General features: G+C 41.6%; 18 protein-coding genes and 1 pseudogene. 9 read left to right on the top strand and 10 right to left on the bottom strand.

The genetic code is table 11. The annotated features are described in order from the left end of the window. Positions 1 to 5 precede the first annotated feature (5 nt). Positions 6 to 944: an ABC transporter ATP-binding protein gene (locus MSSIT_RS06965; protein WP_187151879.1), complete on the bottom strand. Its 939-nt coding sequence runs from the start codon at positions 942 to 944 to the stop codon at positions 6 to 8. Positions 945 to 2,447: 1,503 nt separating this feature from the next. On the opposite strand from MSSIT_RS06965, the gene MSSIT_RS06960 reads away from it, so the two are divergent. Next, positions 2,448 to 2,729 (top strand): DUF4405 domain-containing protein, encoded by a 282-nt coding sequence (locus tag MSSIT_RS06960; RefSeq protein WP_048171125.1) that lies wholly within the window; start codon positions 2,448 to 2,450, stop codon positions 2,727 to 2,729. A gap of 86 nt (positions 2,730 to 2,815) precedes the next feature. On the opposite strand, the gene MSSIT_RS06955 is transcribed toward MSSIT_RS06960, so the two are convergent. The 3 genes from MSSIT_RS06955 to MSSIT_RS06945 all read right to left on the bottom strand — a co-directional run bounded on the left by MSSIT_RS06955 (position 2,816) and on the right by MSSIT_RS06945 (position 5,764). Continuing rightward, on the bottom strand, positions 2,816 to 4,042 hold the full coding sequence (locus MSSIT_RS06955; RefSeq protein ID WP_048171123.1) for a helix-turn-helix transcriptional regulator: 1,227 nt from the start codon (positions 4,040 to 4,042) through the stop codon (positions 2,816 to 2,818). Positions 4,043 to 4,169: 127 nt separating this feature from the next. Beyond that, entirely contained in the window at positions 4,170 to 5,198 is a 1,029-nt protein-coding gene (locus MSSIT_RS06950) for a hypothetical protein (protein WP_231590455.1), read from the bottom strand. Positions 5,199 to 5,356: 158 nt separating this feature from the next. Then, the gene (locus tag MSSIT_RS06945; RefSeq protein WP_048171118.1) at positions 5,357 to 5,764 is read right to left on the bottom strand and encodes an ArsR/SmtB family transcription factor; all 408 of its coding nucleotides are present in this window, start codon (positions 5,762 to 5,764) and stop codon (positions 5,357 to 5,359) included. Positions 5,765 to 7,131: 1,367 nt separating this feature from the next. On the opposite strand from MSSIT_RS06945, the gene MSSIT_RS06940 reads away from it, so the two are divergent. The 3 genes from MSSIT_RS06940 (at position 7,132) to MSSIT_RS06930 (ending at position 10,731) form a co-directional block, all read left to right on the top strand. Beyond that, positions 7,132 to 8,121, top strand: coding sequence for a hypothetical protein (locus tag MSSIT_RS06940; protein WP_048171116.1), 990 nt, complete (start codon positions 7,132 to 7,134; stop codon positions 8,119 to 8,121). A 364-nt stretch (positions 8,122 to 8,485) separates the two neighbouring features. Then, on the top strand, positions 8,486 to 9,151 hold the full coding sequence (locus MSSIT_RS06935; protein ID WP_048171114.1) for a hypothetical protein: 666 nt from the start codon (positions 8,486 to 8,488) through the stop codon (positions 9,149 to 9,151). A gap of 236 nt (positions 9,152 to 9,387) precedes the next feature. Then, positions 9,388 to 10,731, top strand: a complete 1,344-nt coding sequence (locus tag MSSIT_RS06930; protein WP_231590454.1) for a hypothetical protein — start codon at positions 9,388 to 9,390, stop codon at positions 10,729 to 10,731. Positions 10,732 to 10,759: 28 nt separating this feature from the next. Here MSSIT_RS06930 and MSSIT_RS06925 read toward each other — a convergent pair whose 3' ends face one another. The 6 genes from MSSIT_RS06925 to MSSIT_RS06905 all read right to left on the bottom strand — a co-directional run bounded on the left by MSSIT_RS06925 (position 10,760) and on the right by MSSIT_RS06905 (position 16,410). Next, positions 10,760 to 12,133 (bottom strand): HEAT repeat domain-containing protein, encoded by a 1,374-nt coding sequence (locus MSSIT_RS06925; protein ID WP_048171110.1) that lies wholly within the window; start codon positions 12,131 to 12,133, stop codon positions 10,760 to 10,762. Between the two features lie 230 nt (positions 12,134 to 12,363). Then, positions 12,364 to 12,648, bottom strand: a complete 285-nt coding sequence (locus tag MSSIT_RS24615) for a hypothetical protein (RefSeq protein ID WP_231590453.1) — start codon at positions 12,646 to 12,648, stop codon at positions 12,364 to 12,366. Positions 12,649 to 12,982: 334 nt separating this feature from the next. Beyond that, complete coding sequence (locus MSSIT_RS22980) at positions 12,983 to 13,171, bottom strand: hypothetical protein (protein ID WP_156158806.1); 189 nt, start codon at positions 13,169 to 13,171, stop codon at positions 12,983 to 12,985. 258 nt (positions 13,172 to 13,429) lie between these two features. Next, complete coding sequence (gene pyrG, locus MSSIT_RS06915) at positions 13,430 to 15,034, bottom strand: glutamine hydrolyzing CTP synthase (RefSeq protein WP_048171106.1); 1,605 nt, start codon at positions 15,032 to 15,034, stop codon at positions 13,430 to 13,432. Between the two features lie 441 nt (positions 15,035 to 15,475). Beyond that, a complete protein-coding gene (locus MSSIT_RS06910) occupies positions 15,476 to 16,213 on the bottom strand; it encodes a DUF7524 family protein (RefSeq protein WP_048171104.1) in 738 nt (245 codons plus the stop codon). A 14-nt stretch (positions 16,214 to 16,227) separates the two neighbouring features. Beyond that, positions 16,228 to 16,410 carry a methytransferase partner Trm112 gene (locus MSSIT_RS06905; RefSeq protein ID WP_048171102.1) on the bottom strand — a complete coding sequence of 61 codons (183 nt, stop codon included), beginning with the start codon at positions 16,408 to 16,410 and terminating at the stop codon, positions 16,228 to 16,230. Between the two features lie 617 nt (positions 16,411 to 17,027). Between MSSIT_RS06905 and MSSIT_RS06900 the strand changes: the two are divergent. From MSSIT_RS06900 to MSSIT_RS06880, 5 genes and pseudogenes are all read left to right on the top strand, one after another. Then, positions 17,028 to 18,180: pseudogene (locus MSSIT_RS06900) on the top strand (ISH3 family transposase). A 342-nt stretch (positions 18,181 to 18,522) separates the two neighbouring features. Then, positions 18,523 to 18,882 carry a transposase gene (locus MSSIT_RS06890; protein WP_052721562.1) on the top strand — a complete coding sequence of 120 codons (360 nt, stop codon included), beginning with the start codon at positions 18,523 to 18,525 and terminating at the stop codon, positions 18,880 to 18,882. Then, entirely contained in the window at positions 18,855 to 19,184 is a 330-nt protein-coding gene (locus tag MSSIT_RS21745; protein ID WP_082088904.1) for a transposase, read from the top strand. The genes MSSIT_RS06890 and MSSIT_RS21745 overlap by 28 nt, the downstream gene beginning before the upstream one ends. Before the next feature lie 306 nt (positions 19,185 to 19,490). Further along, positions 19,491 to 20,006, top strand: coding sequence for a 4Fe-4S dicluster domain-containing protein (locus MSSIT_RS06885; RefSeq protein ID WP_048171098.1), 516 nt, complete (start codon positions 19,491 to 19,493; stop codon positions 20,004 to 20,006). 294 nt (positions 20,007 to 20,300) lie between these two features. Then, positions 20,301 to 20,759 carry a universal stress protein gene (locus MSSIT_RS06880; protein ID WP_048171096.1) on the top strand — a complete coding sequence of 153 codons (459 nt, stop codon included), beginning with the start codon at positions 20,301 to 20,303 and terminating at the stop codon, positions 20,757 to 20,759. Positions 20,760 to 20,838 lie beyond the last annotated feature (79 nt).

The following is a 20,838-nucleotide window of genomic DNA, read 5'->3' as shown; positions in this document are numbered from 1 at the left end:
ATTCCTCAATTCATATCCGATTCGTTTATCGTACCTGATTCGTTTTTCGTGCGTGTTTCAATTTTTTCGATTTCACCGTCTCTGATGTACACAACTCTTGTTGCATATTTTACCAGGTTCAGGTCATGGGTCACAATGATGATCGTCTTGCCTTCCTTTTCATGCATCCCGTCCAGAAATTCCAGAATATAATCTCCGGTCTTGCTGTCCAGGTTTCCTGTAGGCTCGTCTGCAAGGATTATAGGCGGGTTCACAGCCAGGGAACGTGCTATAGCAACCCTTTGCCTCTGTCCGCCTGAGAGCTGGGAAGGCAGGTTTTTTTTCTTGTCCGAAAGCCCGACTATGTCAAGCAGGTATGCAGCTTTCTTTCGTGCTACATGCGCGTCCGCTTCCTGAAATTCCAGGGGTAAGAGGACGTTCTCTTCCGTGCTCAGTGTGGGAATCAGGTTGAAACTCTGGAAAATAAAGCCGATCATCTGTCCTCTGATGCGGGCAAGCTCGGATTCTTCAAGTTCCGAGATGTCATTTGAATTTAGGTAAACAGTGCCCTCTGAAGGTATGTCAAGACAGCCCAGCAGGTTCATAAGTGTGCTTTTTCCACTTCCGCTGGGGCCGAGTACTACAAGAAATTCTCCTTCGTAAATCTCCAGATCTATCCCCTTTAAGGCTGCAAACTCAACCTCCCCCATCTGGTAGATTTTCCAGACATCGGTTAGTTTGATAAGTGGTTCTCTTTCATCACTGGTGAGCCTGCTCATTTCAGAGCTTTGGGAAAAACCGGCGTCTGAACTTCTTTCCGGGTTTTGTAGCTCCTCCCATGAACCACTTGCCTCTGAATCGTTTTCGGATTCATCGTAGAAACTCGCAGTTTTTTCGAGCGAATCCATGATTGTTGAGGGATTTAACTTCATTTTGAAGTTCTCTATAAGTTCAGTAAGTGTCATAAATTACCTCTAAAAAGTTAGTCACATCTGAGCTGAAGCTTTCAGGCCGAGCTGAATCTTTTCAGAGTAGCTTTAGTTTGTTTTGTTCGTCTGGTGTTTATTTTCTCACGACCTTTTTCGTGATTGGATCTGATGCTCTTCTCAAGATATAATTCATGTAATTCATGTGGTCCAGTTGGATCCTGAAAGCCCAATTAGACGGTTCAATGAGGTCTTGATGATTTTGAGACACCTGCGGGATGCAAGGTGCCTCTTTCTTCTGGGGTGTAGGGTTTCTGTTTGACTGCTCCTTTCCTCTTGTTCTTAAACGGGAACACCCGGACGTTATGAAGGGTTCCAGTTTTCTGGTGGCGAGGTATCCTTTCCAGATGTTTCCCGTTTTCTCCTCCTGACAGAAGCACCTTTAGACCGGTACTCAGTCAGATGACTGCTTAGGAGGGACTTGAGGCAGTCAACCCCCATCAAGGGCATTTAATAATAAAAGCATACTTAACCGAAAAAAGGGAATTTAAGGAATAAATTTAGCAATGAAGCTTTTCTATGGGGTTTCTGACTTATTTATTCTTTAATAAGCCCTTAATCAGTAATTATACTCCCTATAAAGTATTATTATCTGTCATGATTATTCGTAATCACACAACAGCCTTCTCTGGGAACTGTTTTCTATGGATAAAACCCCGAGTTCAGATATTGATATGTTCCCACTCTTGATCTGAATACTCATAGAGAGGTAGAAAATAACCCCCCTATACAAAAATAAAGAAAAAAATATATTTATAGTCTGAGAACATTCAAAATAATTTAAAAAATATACTATTCTTCTCTTGAGCCCCAAACATAAATTGATCTCCTCTACTATTTGCGCACTGAGGGTCGAGTAAAGTTAAAAAAATTGTTTGAAATTCTTCTGAAAATCTTTTGCCTTTTATGCTTTTTGTGAGGGGGCGCCAGAAGTTGGTGGAGGTGTTGATGTTTACATGTAAATTGAAATGTAGTTTCCGGGGTTAAGGAAAAATATTCCCTTGAACCGGGGGACATTTATTCAGTATATCGTTTCTCTTACTTGAAGCACTTATTTGCAGCTTATTCTTTTACCTGACTGGCAGGCTGGCAGAGGTTAAGCGCGGGGCGGGGTGAGAAAACTGAAATTTTCTTCATGGACTATGCAATCAATTAATCAATTTCCTTGTATATAATATAATTATAAAAACTCATGCCTTTTGTGATTCCTAAAAATAGGGCTTAAAACAACTAATTTAAGATTTAAAAGTAAGAATCAAGAATTAAATTTGATTTATATTCTTAATAAAGTCAAAAAATGAAAATTAATTTCTTTTTGAACTCTTTTTTTGCAAGTATCTTTTTCTCTTTTTCTGGCAATTAGAGGGATGTAAAGCGGTAAGCTGAGTTTAACAGCGTGGCTGTAATTGATTATGCGAAGAATATGGGAAATTACATAGAAATGTAGAAGTTACAAAGATGTAGATACAATGGAGTAAAAGAATGAGTCGAACAAAAATTAACTACGTCGTGGACCTTGCCTTACTCGGACAATTTGTGCTGGTTGGCTATTCAGGTCTTTTATTGTTTATCGACGGACATGGAACGTCCCATTTCTGGAAGTTTATCCATGAGAAGATTGGGATTCTGATGCTGGTCTTCTTTATTGCCCACTTTGTACTGCACTGGGGCTGGTTAGTGTTAAACACAAAGAAATGTTTCAGAAGAAACAAAGAAATAAAAGCTGATGAGATCATTGAGGCAAAACATACTGCTATCGACTAATCTGGAGTAACCCAATATACAGATATGAAAAAAGTAGTGAGAGATGTGGGAATCAGGGGATATGGGAAGCTAGAGATATGAGAAACTTATCTCTCCTCGTCCCTGATGATCACAACATTTCCACGTCCCCGCTTGAACTTTTCTATCAGCTCTCTTCTTTCCAGATCTGCAAGCATGAGGCTGACTTTCCCTTCGGAATATCTTAATTTACTGCGGAGATCTTTCTGTGTGATCCTGCCTCCCTGGCCCCTGATGATGTCCATGATTTCCTGGAGGTCCGCAGGGAGAGGAAGGTTCTTTTTGACAGCAGGGGCTTCCGGTTCGGGCAGTTTTGCGGGTTCAGGCACCTTTTCCGGTCCCTCAGGAGACTCTTCAGGAGATGGTTCTTCCGAAGCCTTTTTCCGGCCTTCCTCTGCTTCAGGTTCAAGTTCTGCAGGTTTTATTTCAGTTCTGGACGGCTCTGCTTTGCTTTCTGTCTCTTTTTCCTTTTCCTTCAATTCAAAGTCCGTCTCTTCAGGAAGCCGGGTTTCTGAGGGGTTTGCCTGGATTTTCTTTTCGATTGACGGTGTAACTCTTTCATCAGGAAGCTTTGCTGAAAAGGTGGGCATACTCTCGGGTGCAGAGAGTTTTTCTGCTTCGGATACTGCTGTTTCATGCACAGCTTTTCCTTCCTGAAGTCTGTTTTTCTTTAGTTTATTTGCTTCCAGTTGACTTTTTCCCGATTTCTCTTTTTCTGGTTCTTTTTTCTCTACGTTTCTATGTTTCTGGAAACTGTAGCCGGCAGCTAAAAGGAGAGACAGTGCAAGGGCAGCAAGCAGATAATAGCCGGTCGAAAAGGTAGAGCCGGTTATTTCTGTGCCTTCAGGGAAACTTACATTAATATCGCTCGAGTTCTCGTCATCTGAGTTGATATCAGAATCTGAATTATTACTCACCGGTATGGAGGTGCTGGAATTATTCTCTCCTTCCATCAATATTGTGGAATAAACAGGGAGGAGCAGGAGGTCACGTACATAACTTCCTTCCCCTTTAATTGTGACCGTTACTTCGCCAGAATTAACAAGCGTACTGTTTTCATAATAACTGGCTTTAATTAGGTAATCCCCAGGGTCAAGCTCAAAATAGTATACACCGTATTTAGCTACCATGGACTGGGAGGGGGTGGAGTTTACTTCAACCACGGCATTTTCAAGCGGTTCGAAGGTATCCCAGCTATACACCTCTCCGTGAATTGTGGCTGTGTTATCTGCAAGGACAGGCACAGCAAAAAGTACGGCGGTAGCAACGCATATTATGTAAACTTTCAGATTCATTTTTATCAGGAAACCCGGGTCACGGTTGGATTCTCAATTATCTTTTCGGACTTTATGCTTATATCTTTTTATGACTTTATAGATTCTCTTTAATAAAGTTGATTCCCTTTGATAAAGCTGATTCCTTTCAATAAAGCTCTTTTCTCCCGTTTTCCTGAACATGCATGCCCACCGGAGAAAACTTGTTTTCCGTCCTTTCCGGTTTATCTGGGCCCATTTCTGCGACTAAAAGTACTTCAGATGCCCATTGTTCTTCTGGCTTTGTTCCGGCGGCACCTTCAACAGTATAAGTCCCATTCCCGAAGAAAACCGCATATCCTTCTCCTTCTGACTCAACAGTGATATTTTCACCAATGAGCAATAGTGTTTTTTGGGCACCTGAAATCTCCACATCCGCAGAACGTATATGGTAGATGAGTATGTTTTCCTGCCGCCCATCTTTAATTTCAACTGTGTAGTCCCCTTCGATCTGCATTACTGAATCAGGGGAAAGGTCCATTATGGCTATTTCACCTCCCTGCAGGTGCAGGCTGAGATCAAAACCTCCCATTAGAGTAACTCTCCCCTCCCCTTCCGCATTTAGCCTGGCCGTCTCGTTCAGTTCTACACTTCCGGGCATCAGGCGTTTAAACTCGTCAAATATGTCTTTAAGCACAAGATTGGCTTGAATCATGCTCTTCTGGGATTGTATCAGGTACTCCTTTTCCGAGCTCTCTACTGTCATTCCATCTTCTGAAGCTTCATTCATCTCGGAGATGACATAGTCTTCACCAGATTCTGATGCTGCAAGGGCACGATAAATTTTTGCTTCTTCTATGAGCCTTTTGTATTCCTCAAGCAGGGCTTCAAGCCTGCTCACATCCTTTCCCTGCTCTTTGAAGTACTGAATTCCGGGTTCTATCTTTTCAGCTATGAATTCTGCCTTTCCAATATTCTCGTCAAGCAGGTGGGTTGCATCTCGCAGAGAAGGTGGTCCATCCACATCAGGATTGAGAGGAGGATGGGACGTCAGGAGTCCAGCATAGGGGTAGAAAATGCTTCTGTAAAGGTCGCCTGGAACTTTTGTATAAGGCTGCACCTGTGAATTTGTATAAGGCTGTGCCTGTGAATCAACACAACCTGAAGTTACGAGAACTCCCATTATTATAAGAATCAAGGACAAGAGTTTAATTTTCATGCTTGTCTACGCCTTCTGGTAAATAATCACTGGACACTACATTCCATTTATTGTTTTTGTATATTAAAATATTGTTGAAGTTCAAAATTTTTTTAAAGCATACCTTAAGCAATCTCAGATGCGTGCTTGCGGAAATTTCAGATTCCGGGCTCACAATAAACTCCCGAAATATCCGATCCTTCCGGGTTTTTCAGGCTGTGCTGCCGAAGCATCGTTAATATGAGGGACATGTCCGGACTTTTTTTCCCTGGCAGAAGGATAATTACTTTCTCTACTGCTTCGTAGATTTTTATTTCTCTTCCTTTTCTGCTCCATTTTACCTGCCTCACTCTGATCAGCCCGGCTTCAAGGAGCGAATCCAGGTTGTACTTGAGGGTATTCAGGCGCACTTTAAGCTCATCGGCAATATCAGCGGCTGACATCGATCTTCTGTAAAGCAGTTTGAGAATCCTGATCGAAGTCTCATTAGAGAGGAGCCTGGCAATTTTCCTGGAATCTTCGGAAAGCTGCAGGACCAACAAATTTTCCTCCGGGTTTTCAGGCATCTTTCTGTCTCTGTATGTTGGATGATCTGATTATATTTTATGATATCTTCTGAAGGGTTTGTTAGCTGTCAGGAACATCCGAAGCTACTATTTTGAAGGTATATGATATAACATATATGATATAACATATATGATACAAACATATGGTCTCTATTTTTTGCTTCAGCAGTATCTTCCATGAGCAGTATCTTCCATGATATATAACACGAAACATTACTGCTTGAAGGCATATTTTGAATGAAGGCATATTTTGAAGGTTTTTCGTTTTGAGAGTTTGTTGGGTGAGGATTGTACTGGGTTGGATGTGTATTATTCGGTATATTCCTGACTGCAGATGCTGTATCTGGATTTAAAGATAAAAGCATACTTACTTTTCCAGTTCCATCATAGTATTGGGTTTAGTAAACATCCTTTAAGGGGGATTATTTTTGTGTTTAATGCTTTATAATTCTTAAATCTCACATTTTGGGAGTTTGAATTTCCTTAAAGCTCTTGAACAACCCTATATTCTATTTATAAGCCATTTTCACATTTGAAAAGTGCCCTCTGATTTTTCAGGTTTTATATCTCAACGCGACCTCCGTAATGATCCCATTCTTTTCTCCAATTTTTTCGTCCTTTTTTCTTCCTCTTTTTCGTTCTCTTTTTCTTCTTTAGATCTATCTCTTGATTTCTCTACCAGTAAATGAATCCGAATAAAATTAATCGCGAGGACAACTAACAACGAGAATAATGAATAGCGAGTACAATTAATAACGAGAATAATGAATAACGAGTACAATTAATAACGAGTAAAATTAACAACAAGTACAGACTCATTAAAAGCTGTATCTTTTTCCGATCTTTTTTATCACACAAACTTGAGGCCAATATACATCTCTGTAAAAATGGGATGGTAATCGGGTGAGTTCCGTACCCCAGTAATCAGAAAGGTGCATGTTTTCATTCCTGTTTATGGTGCATCTCCGTATTGATGTGATTTAATTATCAACTTTAAGATAACTTTATTCTTGTAGGGCAGGCTACCCCGACTATTCAGGTATTTAATTTAGTGGATATATTTACCAGTTAAAACATAAGTTTTTTTAGAACTTAAATAAGCATCATATTTGATAATTAAGCTTAATTTTCAAAATAAAACTCTATAAAAGCTTATTCTCTAAATTTATTTCGTAAAAGATCCCTATTCCTGAAAGTATGCTTATATTTAAGCCAGCTTATTACAGGAATGTCGAGCGGCGAAAAGTTGCTTGAGTTCAACAGATAAAAAGAACAAAGTAAGTTAGACAAATTAATCAAATAAGTTAGACAAATTAGTCAAATAAGTTAGACAAATTAGTCAAATAAGTAATTGACGGAGGTATACTATGAAAAAACAAGCAGTAAAATCGACTGCCAGTTTTGCGGTGGTGCTGATGGTCTTAAGCATCATTCCTTCTGGTGCTTTTGCTTTAGAAAATGGGACCACAACTCAATTAAATTCAACAATTGAAAATGAATTTGGAAAAATGATGCCGGGAGGCATAAGGCATGGGGGTGCGGGGCTCGATGGAATGCTAGGCATGGGGGTCGGTTCCGCTTCAAATATTACTGAAGAAAACTTCGCAGAGATTCAGGCTGAAATTCTTAACTCAATTACTGAAAAGATTGCTGAACTTCAAAGCAAGTATGAAAATGTAAGTGAGGCTTCAAGTGCAGAAGAACTGCAGGAGGTTTTGCTCGCAGACAGGCCGGCAAATGCTGAAAGTGCGGGCTTTGGAGAAAAGAATGGATTACCCTGTGAAATGTACGGGTCATGCCTCTTTGAAGTCGCGAACTTAACTGATGAGAACTTTACCGAGGTCCAGACTAATATGCTTGATTCTCTTCAGGACATGACCGAACAGCTTGAAGAAATGCAGACCAAGCTTGAGGAAGCAGGTGAAGACGACAGGGCTGAAGAGCTCAATGAGAAAATCGCTGAGCTTCAGAACTTATATGCTGATGTAAGTGAGGCTTCAGCGGCTGCAGAACTGGAGGACATTTTATTTGATTACCTGCAGACCCGGACCGTTGATTCCCTTGAAACGGAAATTGAGATGCTGAACGCCAGGCTTACGGGGGATGAAAACGCAACTGATGAAAAGCTCGAATCCAGGATTGAGGAACTCACTGCCCTGATCGCAGATGTCGAAGGGGCTGAATCCCTTGATGAGCTCAGAGAAATTATGTCCTCTGAAATGAAGGATGGGAAGGGTCCGATGCAGCAGGGTGGCCCAATGCAGAGAGAAGGCAAAATGCAGGGTGGTCGCGGAAACATGCCCATGCGCCCTGAAAACCTGCCGGAGAACGGCAAGGATGACAGCACCGAGGACTGATCCTCTGAGATGATCATTAAAAATCCCTCCTTTAAAGATCCAGTTAAGAAACCAAAACCGAAAACCTAAGTAAGGAGATCCGCAAAAATCCATAACTGGGGAATAGAAGTCAAAAAATCGGAAAGGTTTCCTGAAGGAAGCCCATTATAACTGCACTATGTAATCTGTCAGAACCCTAGATAAAGGGAATGGATTGGGGGATAGAGCACACACTCTTTTCCCGTTCTTTTTCTGGCACAGGTTACCTGGATGGATTTTTATTACTAATATGTTCTCCGATTAAATGTTTAAAATTATATATTTCAGAATACGATCCGAATGCAAGATTCTTTATCTGAATGAAGATTCATTAGAGGTTATATACATGAAACTTTTTGATTTGACTAAATTCTTTACCCTGAAAAAAATTTCCATATTTTCCGTTTTGCTGATAATGTTCAGCGTAGTTCCCAGTTGCGCACTTGCTGAGGAGGAAACAACAGAGCCCTCCCTCCCGGAAGAAGATTTTGATACTATGCAGAGCCGGATGACCGAATCTGTTGACAGGATGATAGAAACTCTTGAAAACTCCACCGAAGAAATTGACGATGAGACCCTTGCATCCGCCGAAGAGTTGATAAGCGGGTTGACTTCAATCAAAGAAGAAATTTCCGAAGCCGAATCTGAATCAGACCTCCAGAAGATCCGAGAAGAGCTTGATGCCCTGCTTGAAGAGGCCCCTGAAGAATTGAAGAGCATTTCCGGTTTTGGAATGATGGGCCCTGGCCCAGAACAGGCTCAGAACGGAAGTCAGAACGGAAGTCAGGTACCTTCACAGGGCGCTGGGAACATGTCCGAAGAGCGCCCTGAGAGGCCAGAGGGGGCTAACGCAATGGGCGAAAATGCGAGTACGGAAAAACAGGGAATGTCCGGACAGGCTCCCGATGAACAGGAAGAAACAAATAATGCAGAAAATGCTGAGACCGAAAGCTCCACTGAAACCGGTTTCTTTGCAAGTCTTCTTAACAGTCTGAAATCCCTTTTCAGCTAAACCCTTTCAACTGCGTCGGAAATTAACCTGAAGTTTAGATTCTTTTAAGGCTTCAGGAGCAAAAATGGAAAGGTCTATCCAATAGAAGGATCTGTCCTTTCCTTTTTCTAACCGTTTTTACTGCCTGTTTTGAACTGTAAAATAATTATTTAATCATTCAGGAAATTGTTTTTATACATCCCTTTACACACTTGAGACTATCAAGAAGAAATTACCCTGAAAGAGGAAAACAGAAAATGAACAAATATCTTGTATCTCGAAATGTAGTCGCGCTACTGCTGGCCACCAGTATTATCACTCTCACTACGCTCGCTGGCTGCGGATGCTTATCCGACTCTGACAGTTCAGGGGAGTCTGAGTCGGACAGAACATCGGCTTCAATAACAACTAAGGCATATGCACAGAGTGGCGGGACTTCAGCCCAGGCAACCCAGGTAATTACTGCATCTAATCCCGATGAAAGCAGCATAAAAGTTACTGATGGCGGAACTTTTACTCTATCCGATTCAACAATAAGAAAGACTGGAAACACTTCTTCAATTGAAAACAGTGACTTTTACGGCCTCAATGCTGCAGTACTGGCAGATTCATGCAGTAAGGTAAAACTCACCAACTGTACGGTGAGCACGAGCGCAAATGGTTCCAATGCTGTCTTTGCGACGGGTACGGGGTCTTCAATTATCCTGTCTGATGTAGAGATCAAGACCACAGGTGATGGCTCAAGAGGCGTGGATGCAACCTTTACCGGAAACATAACCTGTACCGATGTGGATATCAGCACCGAAGGGCAGCACTGCGCAGCCATTGCAACGGACAGGGGCAGCGGAACTGTGACCGTTAAGGGAGGGACCATGAACACGGTAGGAGAAGGGTCTCCAGGAATTTATTCAACAGGTGTTATTAAGGTTTCCAAAGCCGTAATTACTTCGATCAGGTCCGAAGCTGCCGTAATAGAAGGAAGAAACTCCATTACCATTACGAATGTTACCCTCTCGGGCGCAAAAAAATGCGGAGTAATGCTGTATCAGAACTTCTCCGGGGATGCCGAAGTGGGCACCAGCATCTTTAAGATGAATGGCGGGTCCCTTATGGCTGGAGTCGGTCCCCTGTTCTATATTACGAACACAGACTCCGTAATTGAGTTAAAAGGTGCGGATTTAACTGCAACATCAGGCACGCTTCTTACAGCCAGTGCCGACAAGTGGGGAAATACGGGTTCAAACGGTGGTGTAGTGACCCTTAAGGCTGAAGAGGAAGTTCTTAACGGGGACATTACATGTGATAACCTCAGCTCGGTCACAGTCATACTGGAGAATGGAACCAGCCTTACAGGAGCTATAAATGCAAACAATACAGCCGGCTCAATTGTCCTCACCCTGGACTCGACAAGTAGCTGGGATGTGACCGGGACTTCCTACCTTACGAGCCTGATTGATAAGGGTCCCACCCTGGCCAATATTAAAGACAACGGCTACACCATTTATTATGACGCGGATGAAAGTACAAATAGCTGGCTTAAGGGCAGAACATATACCCTGACCGGTGGGGGCAAAATTACCCCCTTCACATGTTCGGTGTAAACCCGGGAAGAGTAATTGTTCTGGTACCTTATTCTGAAACCTCGAAACCTGAAGTTCCGAGGTTTTTTACCTTTTCCAGGGTATTGCCTGATTTCTCAACTCTCTCGAGAGCCTTTAATGCAGCTCTTCTTACAAAAGCGCCATGATTCTCAAGAGCTCTTGCAAGACCCGAAACTGCTTCGGGTGTACCTATTTTTTCGAGTGTAGAGATTACGGCTTTATGCGTCTTAGCCTCAGGGTCATCAAGGATTTTTAGTAGTTCAGGAACCGCATCCTTTGCCTTCAGGTCTCCAAGCGAGATCACGGCAGCTTCCTGGACGGCATTTTTCGAATCATGAAGTGCTTTCAAAAGCCCTGGCACAGCTTCTGTTTTTCCTGTCTTTCCAAGCACAAGGGCTGCAGTCTCCCGGACCGAGCTATCAAGGTCTTCAAGGGCTTTGACCAAACCTTCAACGGCTTCAACCGTCCCGATTTTTCCAAGGGCATTCACTATTATTTTCTTTACAGGACTGTCATGGATATCCATGACTTTAATAAGCCCCAGGGCAGCTTCAGGGGAAGCGATGTCTGCAAGTGCGTCAGCAGCCCGACTTCTCAAATACCAGTCCGCGTCATCAAGCTCCCTCAAAAGGGGGGGAATGGCTTCAGAGGTACCTGCTTTCCAGAGAGCTTCTATTGCAGTTTTCCTGACATTTCTGTCAGTTGCATCCAGGGCCTTTACCATAACGGGGACCGAGTCTGATGCAGCTATTATTTTGCGGAGGGCTTCGGATGCTGCTTCATGTACCGGTTGTCTTGAGTCTTTCAGCGACTCCATCAGATCCGCAAGGACATCCGGGTTACCCCTTTTTCCAAGGGTTTTCACAGCTCGCTGCCTTACCCTGTTGTCCGGATCTTCAAGAGCTTTTATAAGCCCGCAGCCCGCTTCATAAGTATTTATTTTCCCAAGGGCGATTATTGAATTTTTTTTCAGGGGGGTATCCGAACTCCCAAGAGCTTCCGTAAGCCCTGAAATAGATTCCAGAGACCCGATTCTCATCAGAGCTTTTACCGATTCTTTCTGTACGAACTTATCCGGATCACTGAACCCTTTAACAATTCCGGAAACTGCCTCCGGTGTGCCTATCTTTCCCAGAGCAATTATTGCAGTTTTCTTGACAGTATTTTCAGGTTCAGCAAGCATTTTAATCAGACCCGGGACTGCAGCAGGGTCGTTAAGTCTCCCCAGCGCATCAGACGCCGCAATTTTTACCTTCGGGCTGGAATCTTCAAGCGCCTTAATCAAAATGGGAACAGCCTCAGGGTCTCCGGTACTCCCCAGCTCTTTTGCAGCGGCTGCCCTGTTCCCCGCGAAAACAGAACGTTCGACCTTCTTTCTTAAACTCTTTTTTTTCTCATCCATTTTATTCTACCCCCATAAATATAAAGAGTGATAAATATCAAGAAGTTCTGTATCAAAAAGTTTCAGGTTATTTTTGGAAGATGCATGTTGATCTGCATATTAATCGGTGTATTAATCGGTATAATATAAATTTTTAAAAACAATTATCTATAGAAGGTTATTATTATCATTTTTTTATTTCGATTGTGTATATAGCGATATAGTTAGTTGAAACCCCATCTTCCGAACAGTTAATCCAATAACTGAAACTCTGCAAATTCCCCTTTTAACACCTTATATATCTCATCTCCTGATATAAAATATTTCTTAATGTATTCCCTCAGATATATATGAAATTTTAACATGTATGGGATGAACGATTTAAATATACAGGCTTTCAAGGCAGGCTTAAGGGCTACTCGGGAAAAATAAGTATAAAGGGTTGTAAGAAAAGAATCAAAGGAATGAAGAAAAGAATCCGGAAAATTATACTTCAGGTTCCTTATTATTCCGGTTATCCCGTCTCCATATGCCATAAAAAGCACCGGGATTACCCCAAGCAAGAAAGTTCTGTCAATACACCAGGTAAAAATCAAATTGCGGGCGGCCACCTCACCCTGAAGAGGCTGTCCGACAATTAATGTTAGTAATGAAATAAAATCATCTGTTGATGTATTGGAATTTTTTTATGAGAATCGAAGGAATAAAAAACGGACTCAACTACCGGAGAGCATTTTTTCAGGAAAAAGAAAATGGAATATTGAAAACAGAGAAATTACAAAGTGACTTAAAAGAAATCTCCGGGACCGGGTTTTATAAGCCCCGGACCTTCTCACGAATGTAAAACAAAAAGGAGAAAGATATCAAAGATTATTTTTTCTTCCTTTCCTTTGCAAGTTTCTTCTTTGCATCCTTGCTGCCCGCAGAAGCCAGTTTTTCCAGCTCCTGCATCTTTTCTCTCTTAGCGCTTTTTTTCTTCTCCAAATCTTTTTTAGACATTGCCATATTGCATACCTTCATAGAATTTAATGAAGTCAAGAATATCCGTTCAGATACCACTTCAATACAGTACCTCAACAGATATCATATTAATCCCCTATTTTCATTTTTAGAACTATTTATCAGTTTCCCATAAGAAAAATTCTCCGACCCCCGTATAATTATATAAAAGGCTTAAAAACCGGTTTTTCAGAAATTTCAGTTAGGGAATCTAATTTATAGAATATCAGTAAAGAATTGAAAAAAGCAGAAAAGAGGATTATAGAGAGCAAATTCTCCCTAATCACTCTGGTAGGGTTTATTGTCCTTCCTTTAGGATTACTGGCCTTCCTTTTCCTTTTTATATTTGCACATTGCCCTGACGAGGCCCTTGAACGGGGGAGACGGCCTGCCCGGTCTTGACCTGAACTCGGGGTGGAACTGAGAGGCAAAGAAGAAACGTTTGCCGGGAATTTCGGCGATTTCCATTCTGTTTTTGTTTTTGCCGGAAAAGATTATGCCAAAGGATTCAAGCCTGTCCACGAAATCGGGGTTCACCTCATACCTGTGGCGATGGCGCTCGACAATGTAATTAGTTTCGTAGAGTTTTGTAGCAAGGGAACCTTCTTTGAGGATAGCGTCATAGTCCCCAAGGCGCATGGTGCCGCCCATATCCGCAACTCCGGTCTGCTCCGGGAGGATGTCAATTACCGGGTAAGGAGTGTCTTCATCAAACTCCGTACTGTTTGCGTTTTCAAGATTTACGACGTTTCTGGCAAATTCGATCACAGCAAGCTGCATGCCCAGGCAGATTCCGAGGAATGGGATATCATTTTCCCTGGCGAATTTGATTGCAAGCATCTTGCCTTCAGTTCCGCGTTCTCCAAAACCTCCGGGAATCAGGATGCCGTCAAACTGTCCTAGCTTCTCAATCTCTGCAGGGTCTTCTTCCAGGGTCTCAGCCTCAACCATGTTGACTTCAACCTTACAACCATTATCAATTCCTCCATGCTTGACAGCTTCAAGGATACTGAGGTAAGAGTCTTCAAGGTTTGTGTATTTGCCCACGATTGCCAGCTTGACCTCTTCAGTTGTGGACTTCATCCTTGCAACCATTTCCCTCCATCCATTGTCCTCTACACTGGACTCCAGCTTCAGGTGCTTCATGAGCTGGGTGGTCAGGCCCTGCTCTTCAATCTCAAGAGGCACTTCATAAATATCAGCGGCATCATGAGCGCTGATAACCAGTTCCTGAGGCACATCACAGAACAAGGCGATTTTTTCCTTGGCACTTTCCTGAAGGGGAGTCCCTGATCTCGTAACTATCACTTCAGGGCTCAGACCAAGAGCCCGGAGTTCCTTCACCGAATGCTGAGAAGGTTTGGTTTTTTGCTCGCCCTGGAGGTCTTCCATAACAAGGGTGACGTGAATAAAGACAATATTTTCGGAAGGTTCTTCCCTGTGCATCTGACGGACAGCTTCAAGGAAAGGCATACTCTCAATGTCTCCAACAGTCCCTCCGATCTCGATAAGACAGATATCAGCCCCACTCCTGGCTGCAACCTTTCTTATCCTATTCTTGATCTCGTTGGTTATATGGGGGATAATCTGAACAGTCTTTCCGAGGTAGTCCCCTCTTCTCTCCTTGGCGATCACTTCCTGGTAAACCTTACCTGTGGTAAGGTTGTGGTCTCGGGTAAGTTCCGTGTCAAGGAACCTCTCGTAGTTTCCGAGATCCAGGTCAACTTCGCCACCGTCCCTGAGCACAAAAACTTCCCCGTGCTGGTAGGGGCTCATGGTGCCTGCATCAATATTGATGTAAGGGTCAATCTTGATAGCCGTAACTTTATAACCTTTATTTTTCAGATTTCTGCCGATGGACGCGATGGTAATGCCTTTCCCAAGCCCGCTCATCACCCCACCGGTAACTACGATATATTTCATGGGTAAGCTTCCTCAATAATTTTTCTAATAAAGGGTTTTAGACCAAAAGATTCCTGTGAATTTTAGACTAAAAAACAATCAGATAATATATCAAATGCTTTACTTCAATGCTTGTGTACGAACACAATACCAATATCTTCATGATATAAAAAATACTCTCTAATTCCCTAAAAGAACAAACTCAAATAGTAAACGGAAACCGAGTCCTGCTTACAACGACGCCTTAGAAAAAACTAAAAAAGAACCGGAAAAACTCAGACCTGAAAAATTTAATTAGGAAAAGATACGGGAAAGAAATTAAGCAGGAAAGAAATTAAGATAAGCGAGCTTATCGAAAAATCCTGCTAACCGGGAATATTACTTTTCTGAAAATCTTATTCTGGCTAAATAGATTTCATCCGGACTGCAAAATAGGATACAAGCCAGGTCTTTCGGCGTTACTCAACCTTCTTCCATGATGTTTAGCAGGATGTAAGTGGTACAGGTCACAAACAGGATTGAGAATAAAAGGGCCTGAATAAAACTGACATTGAACTGGAGTCCGGCTGGCAGGATGAAGTACAGGAAGAATAAGCACATGAGCAGCAAAAAACCTCCGAAAGCCAGGACCAGTGGAAATCTTTCGTTCTTCCCCGTACCTATTCGGGTCCTTTTTCCCGGAGAAGAAATCCCTCCTTTAAAGCCCCCCAGAATCCCGCCAGAACCGCCTCCTGTCCTCGGACGTGAGGTTTTCTTTACAGGCTCTGACACTGAAGGCCTTGAAGATATAAATTCTTCAGTATCTTCTTCCCATTTCCCAGGCTCGTCCTTTGAGAGATCCTGCGGCTTTGCCTCGACCTTTCCGAGCTGGACAGGAAAACCTTTCTTTTTTGAACCGTACCCTGCGGTGATGAAGATCTGACCTTTTGTAAGTACCCTGCCTTCCTGCGGGATTCTTGCAACTGCGGATACGTATTCCTTCTGGAGCACATAGGGGTTGTCCCGCAAAAAAGTGATCTGACCTTTCAGTTCTTCACTAACGGAAAGGTGAATATGGGTTGGAGATCCGTGATTTGTAATCAGGATTTCGAAAGTCTCCTCTTCACCGGGATAGAGAGGGATCTCAATGCTTTCTTTTTCAAACTCTATAGAGTTTATTTCCTGCCGGTTAATGATAACATTCTGGAATATCTGCTCCAAGTTCAACCCTCACATCAGTTCCTGAGGTCCGGAGGAAGCAAATTAGGAATCCCCTCATCTACAGGATAATGCTCTTTACATACCGGGCAGTAGAGGGTTCCGGATATGACCTCTTCTTCATTTTCTTCAACAACGTTCAAAATCAGATCGCCCTTACATATAGGGCAAGCCAGAATATCCATAAGATCTTTTTTCACAAAAATTCACCATCAAAGTCACTTTTGCGATAGGGGAGACAGAATTATATTATTTCCGGGTATTTCAAGGCACCTTGATATAAGTCTCACTTCATATTATTTTATTTCCTACTTCTTAGTTCTTCATCCTAAGATATAAAAACCTGATAATGCTATTTACCATTAATTCTCCTATATTCGCCAGGGTTGGTTACTTATACTTTTTGCAGATCTCGTATCCTTTTACAGATTCAATATTCTTTACGAATCTCGTATCCTTTTGGATACCTCTTCTTCCTTACGCCTCTTCTTCCTATCCTTTATATTCAGCGTACTGAGGCCCTTATCTTCTGGCATAAATATACCTGACGATTCAGGTGCTGATTTATTTATGCATTTCACCGGGCTTTTCTCATCTGTATACTTTGATCTACGTTATTCAGGGTATTTAATATATTCAGTTAATCTTTCTTCTACTCAACTAATCTTCTTCAATTCATCTTCCTATTTTAATGTGATCTATAGTGTACTTACATATAACCTATTATTTTACGAACTACTTCAGTACTTCGCTAATTTTCATTTCCTCGTAAAAACGGTTTTCCGATACCCTTATATATGATTAAAATGCCCCTCCTATGTCTCTTTTATCATATAAGCCCGGAAATAATCCTAAACTTGAATTAAAGGCAAAAGAATGTATTGATGCCGTATTAAGGTCTCTCACTGATCATGTGACCATCAAGATCAATGGTTCTCTTACAAGTGAAGACGTTTTTCGTACCGTTGTGAGTATGTCAGTCAACAGGAATTCTGTTCATTCTGTTGCAACACAGTATCAGAATGTTGCTTGCGAAACATCTCTACGATGCCATCTTAAAAAACTAAACATGGAAGAACTGATCAAATCGAATGAAAAGATTCTCCTTCAAGAACTCATAAAAACCCTGAAAACAGGCAAAAGTTATGAATTCGCTGTTGATTATACCAATGATCCTTATTACGGAAAAAAAGATCCATCTAATGAAAAATATGTAATATGTGGGCAGGCTAAAAAGTCAACAAACTCCTTTTACTCATATGTCTCTCTTTATATCATTAACAAGAATGAGAGGTTTACCATATCTGTTCTTCCTGTCGAAAAGGATAAAACAAAAGTTGAATACCTCTCCCATTTTATCAGCCTCATCAAAAAACTGAACTTTAACATTAAAATTCTCTGCCTGGATAGAGAGTTTTATTCTATTGACGTGTTTAAATTTTTGCAAAGTAACCAGGTTCCACATATAGTTCCAGTTGTCAAGAAAGGAAAACGGATGAAACAGATCCTGAAAGGGAATAAAGGCACGTAGCGAACAATATGTCATGAAAAACTCTAAGAAAAAGATTCTTCTAGACATTATTATTGATGTCAAGTATCTGAAAGGGAAAAGAGATAAAAAAGGATGTGAAAACCTTGGTTTTGTCGTTTTTGGAATCAAATGGTCTCCAAGAAAGGTCAGTACGGTTTACAGAAGAAGATTTGCTATTGAATCTTCATACAGGATGAGGAATGTGGTCAAACCAAAGACCTCATCTAAAAACGCAATTATCAGGTACTTTTATGCACTGATATCTTTCCTGTTAAAAAACATATGGTTATACCTTCAGAAAAAACATTTTACGATTGTTAAAAGAGGTCCTCAGGTAATAGATGAAGATAAGTTCAGATTTGAAATGTTTATACTACTCATTGAAGAATGGCTGAGACGAAAGTTGAAGGTTAGATTAGTAGTGGAGTGCCTGAGGTAAACGAATGGAGAGAAGACATGGAGAAGAGATTTTTAGCGAAGTACTGTACTTATGATTTGAGTTTTTAATGCTTCAAGCTGAGAAAACAAATAAAAATAGATATTAACAAGTTGCTTTTTTTTAAAAAGGTATATAAAATAATAACATATGATAATCCTGAATATTTTTTCCTAACTGAAGAAATTGAACTTCGGAAACCGGATAAGATTAGCTCAATATATTTCAGGATCACAAGTTTCAGAAAACCCCCTATTCAGGAAGCTGAGACTGAATTTCGGGAAGTAAATAAAAACTGAGCCTATCCCAAAAGTAATATTATGTTGAAATTATAAATTTACTTTTATGTCATTTCGTGAAATCGATGATGTTCTATGGAACTCCATAGAACCTTATCTTCCTCCACAGAAACCACTTACAGGAAGGCCGCGTGCAAATATGAGGAAGTTAATGAATGGTATTTTTTACGTTGTTATGACCGGTTGTACGTGGAAAGACGTTCCCAAGAGATATGGATCAAAGTCAACAGTTCATAGATTTCATCTATATCTGTGTGAACATGGTATCTATCAGAAGATTTTCAATGAACTTTTGAACAAAGGTTACGATTTGGATAAAATAGATCTTTCTCAATGCTTTACTGATACAAAGGATGTTCCGGCTAAAAAAGGGGGAATATCGGCTACGATGGTCACAAAAAAATAAAAGGAATAAAAATAAGCGTTTTAGTAGATTTACAAGGTCTACCTCTTTCGATTATTATTGTTCCTGCAAATAAGAATGATTCTACACTTTATATACCGACACTTAAAAATTTCAATATAAAGAGACCTATAGGAAGGCCTGTTAACAGGCCTTCCAAAGTAACAGCTGATGCAATGTATGATACAGCTAAAATTAGAAAATATAACAGGAGAAGAGGAATAAAGTCCAATATACCAGTAAATAAAAGAAATCGGAAGAAAAAGAAGATAGGAAGACCAATAAAGGTAGATCAGGAAGAATAAAAAAAGAAAAGCATAGTAGAAAGGTTCTTTAGCTGGATAGAGTCATGCAAGAAAGTATTTCCAAGATATGAAATTAAAGAGACATCATATTTAGGAGTTGTAATGGTAGCAGCAATAATTAGATTAAATGAGCTTTTGGGATAGGCTCACTCAGTAAAATTACGGCTCTGCTGACTAAAGGCCTGGACGACGTTGTTGGAGCAAGCTTTGCCGTTGAGCCTGATCCTTTCAAAGCTGCAGATCTGATGCTTGAGCATATTGAAGGAAAAAGAAAGGTACTGGGCTTGAAATAAAGAGGAGGTTAGTATGAAAGACCTGATAATCCGGCCCGAGCGCTGCATGAGCTGCCATTCCTGCGAAATTGCCTGTGTTGTTTCACATTCAAAGAGCAAAAACATCTTTTCGGCAATAAGAGAAGACCCTGCCCCGGGAAAACGCATCTCTGTGGAGTTACTTCCTGCCCTTGGAGCCTCCATGCCGGTCACCTGCCGCCACTGCAAGGACGCATCCTGTGTTTCGGTTTGCCCCACAAAAGCCCTTACCCAGGACACAGATACGGAAGCGGTAATCCTCAATCTTGAGCGCTGCGTGGACTGCTGGACATGTTCGACCGTCTGCACCCGTTTTTTATCTCTGTACCAGTTAATTCTTGCTACAGGATGCAGGAACTCTTCCATGCTCTGCAATTACAAAATAATCGATAGCCGGACAGAAAACGGAACCGTAATAAAATGCGATTTCTGCGATGGCAGAGAACTCCCTGCCTGTGTGGAAGCCTGTCCCACCCATGCCCTTGCATTTGCGGAAGTGGAAAGGCGTTAAAGAATAAATTCAGTAACGGAACCTGCCAGGGTTGTAATTTCGAGGTTAAATATCTGGGGTGTTCCTTCCACAGCTAATTGTTGATATTGCTTCGGAATCCTGAACCTTGGAATCCTTTTTTCAATTTAAAAGCAAACAGGGGCACTGCCTCCGTCGGCGGCTTTCCGCGCATTCAAACTTCCTGAGTTCAGTGAAGTATTAATTGGCCCTTTTGGATTCTTCCGAACTGATACTATATAAAGGATTATTGCCCTATTAACATAAAGAACTTGAAAAGAAAAAGGGGAGTAAGGCATGAATAGCAATATCTACAGGAAGATACTGATTGCAACCGATGGTTCGGAACCCGTCAAAAAAGCGGTTGATACGGCGATTGAGATCGCAAGACTGGGCGAGGCAAAGCTCTATGCTGTATACGTGATCGCACCCGGAGGGCTTTCCCTGACCCATCCGAGAGATGTGGGATGGGATAAAGCAATGAAAGAGCACCTCTCTACCGAAGGAAAGGAAGCAACAGCTTATGTCGAGACCAGAGGAAAAGCCGCGAATGTTGAAGTCGAACCCGTAATCCTTGAAGGGAATCCGGCGCATGAAATTGTCGAGTTTGCAGAAAAAAATGATATAGACCTTATCGTGATGGGGACACATGGCAGGACAGGAGTCAAGAGGTTTTTACTGGGAAGCGTGGCTCAGAATGTGGTAAGGCATTCCAGAAAGGCCGTACTTGTCGTAAGAGAGACTGAAACTGAATAATACAGAATGCAATACCAGATGTAAAATACCGGCCATAAATACAGAAATCAACGGTAAAACGCTACGTACAAACTCAAAA

The sequence above is a fragment of the Methanosarcina siciliae T4/M genome (genome assembly GCF_000970085.1).
GTDB classification, from domain to species: Archaea; Halobacteriota; Methanosarcinia; order Methanosarcinales; family Methanosarcinaceae; genus Methanosarcina; species Methanosarcina siciliae.
This window is presented reverse-complemented; position numbering and strand designations above follow the sequence as displayed.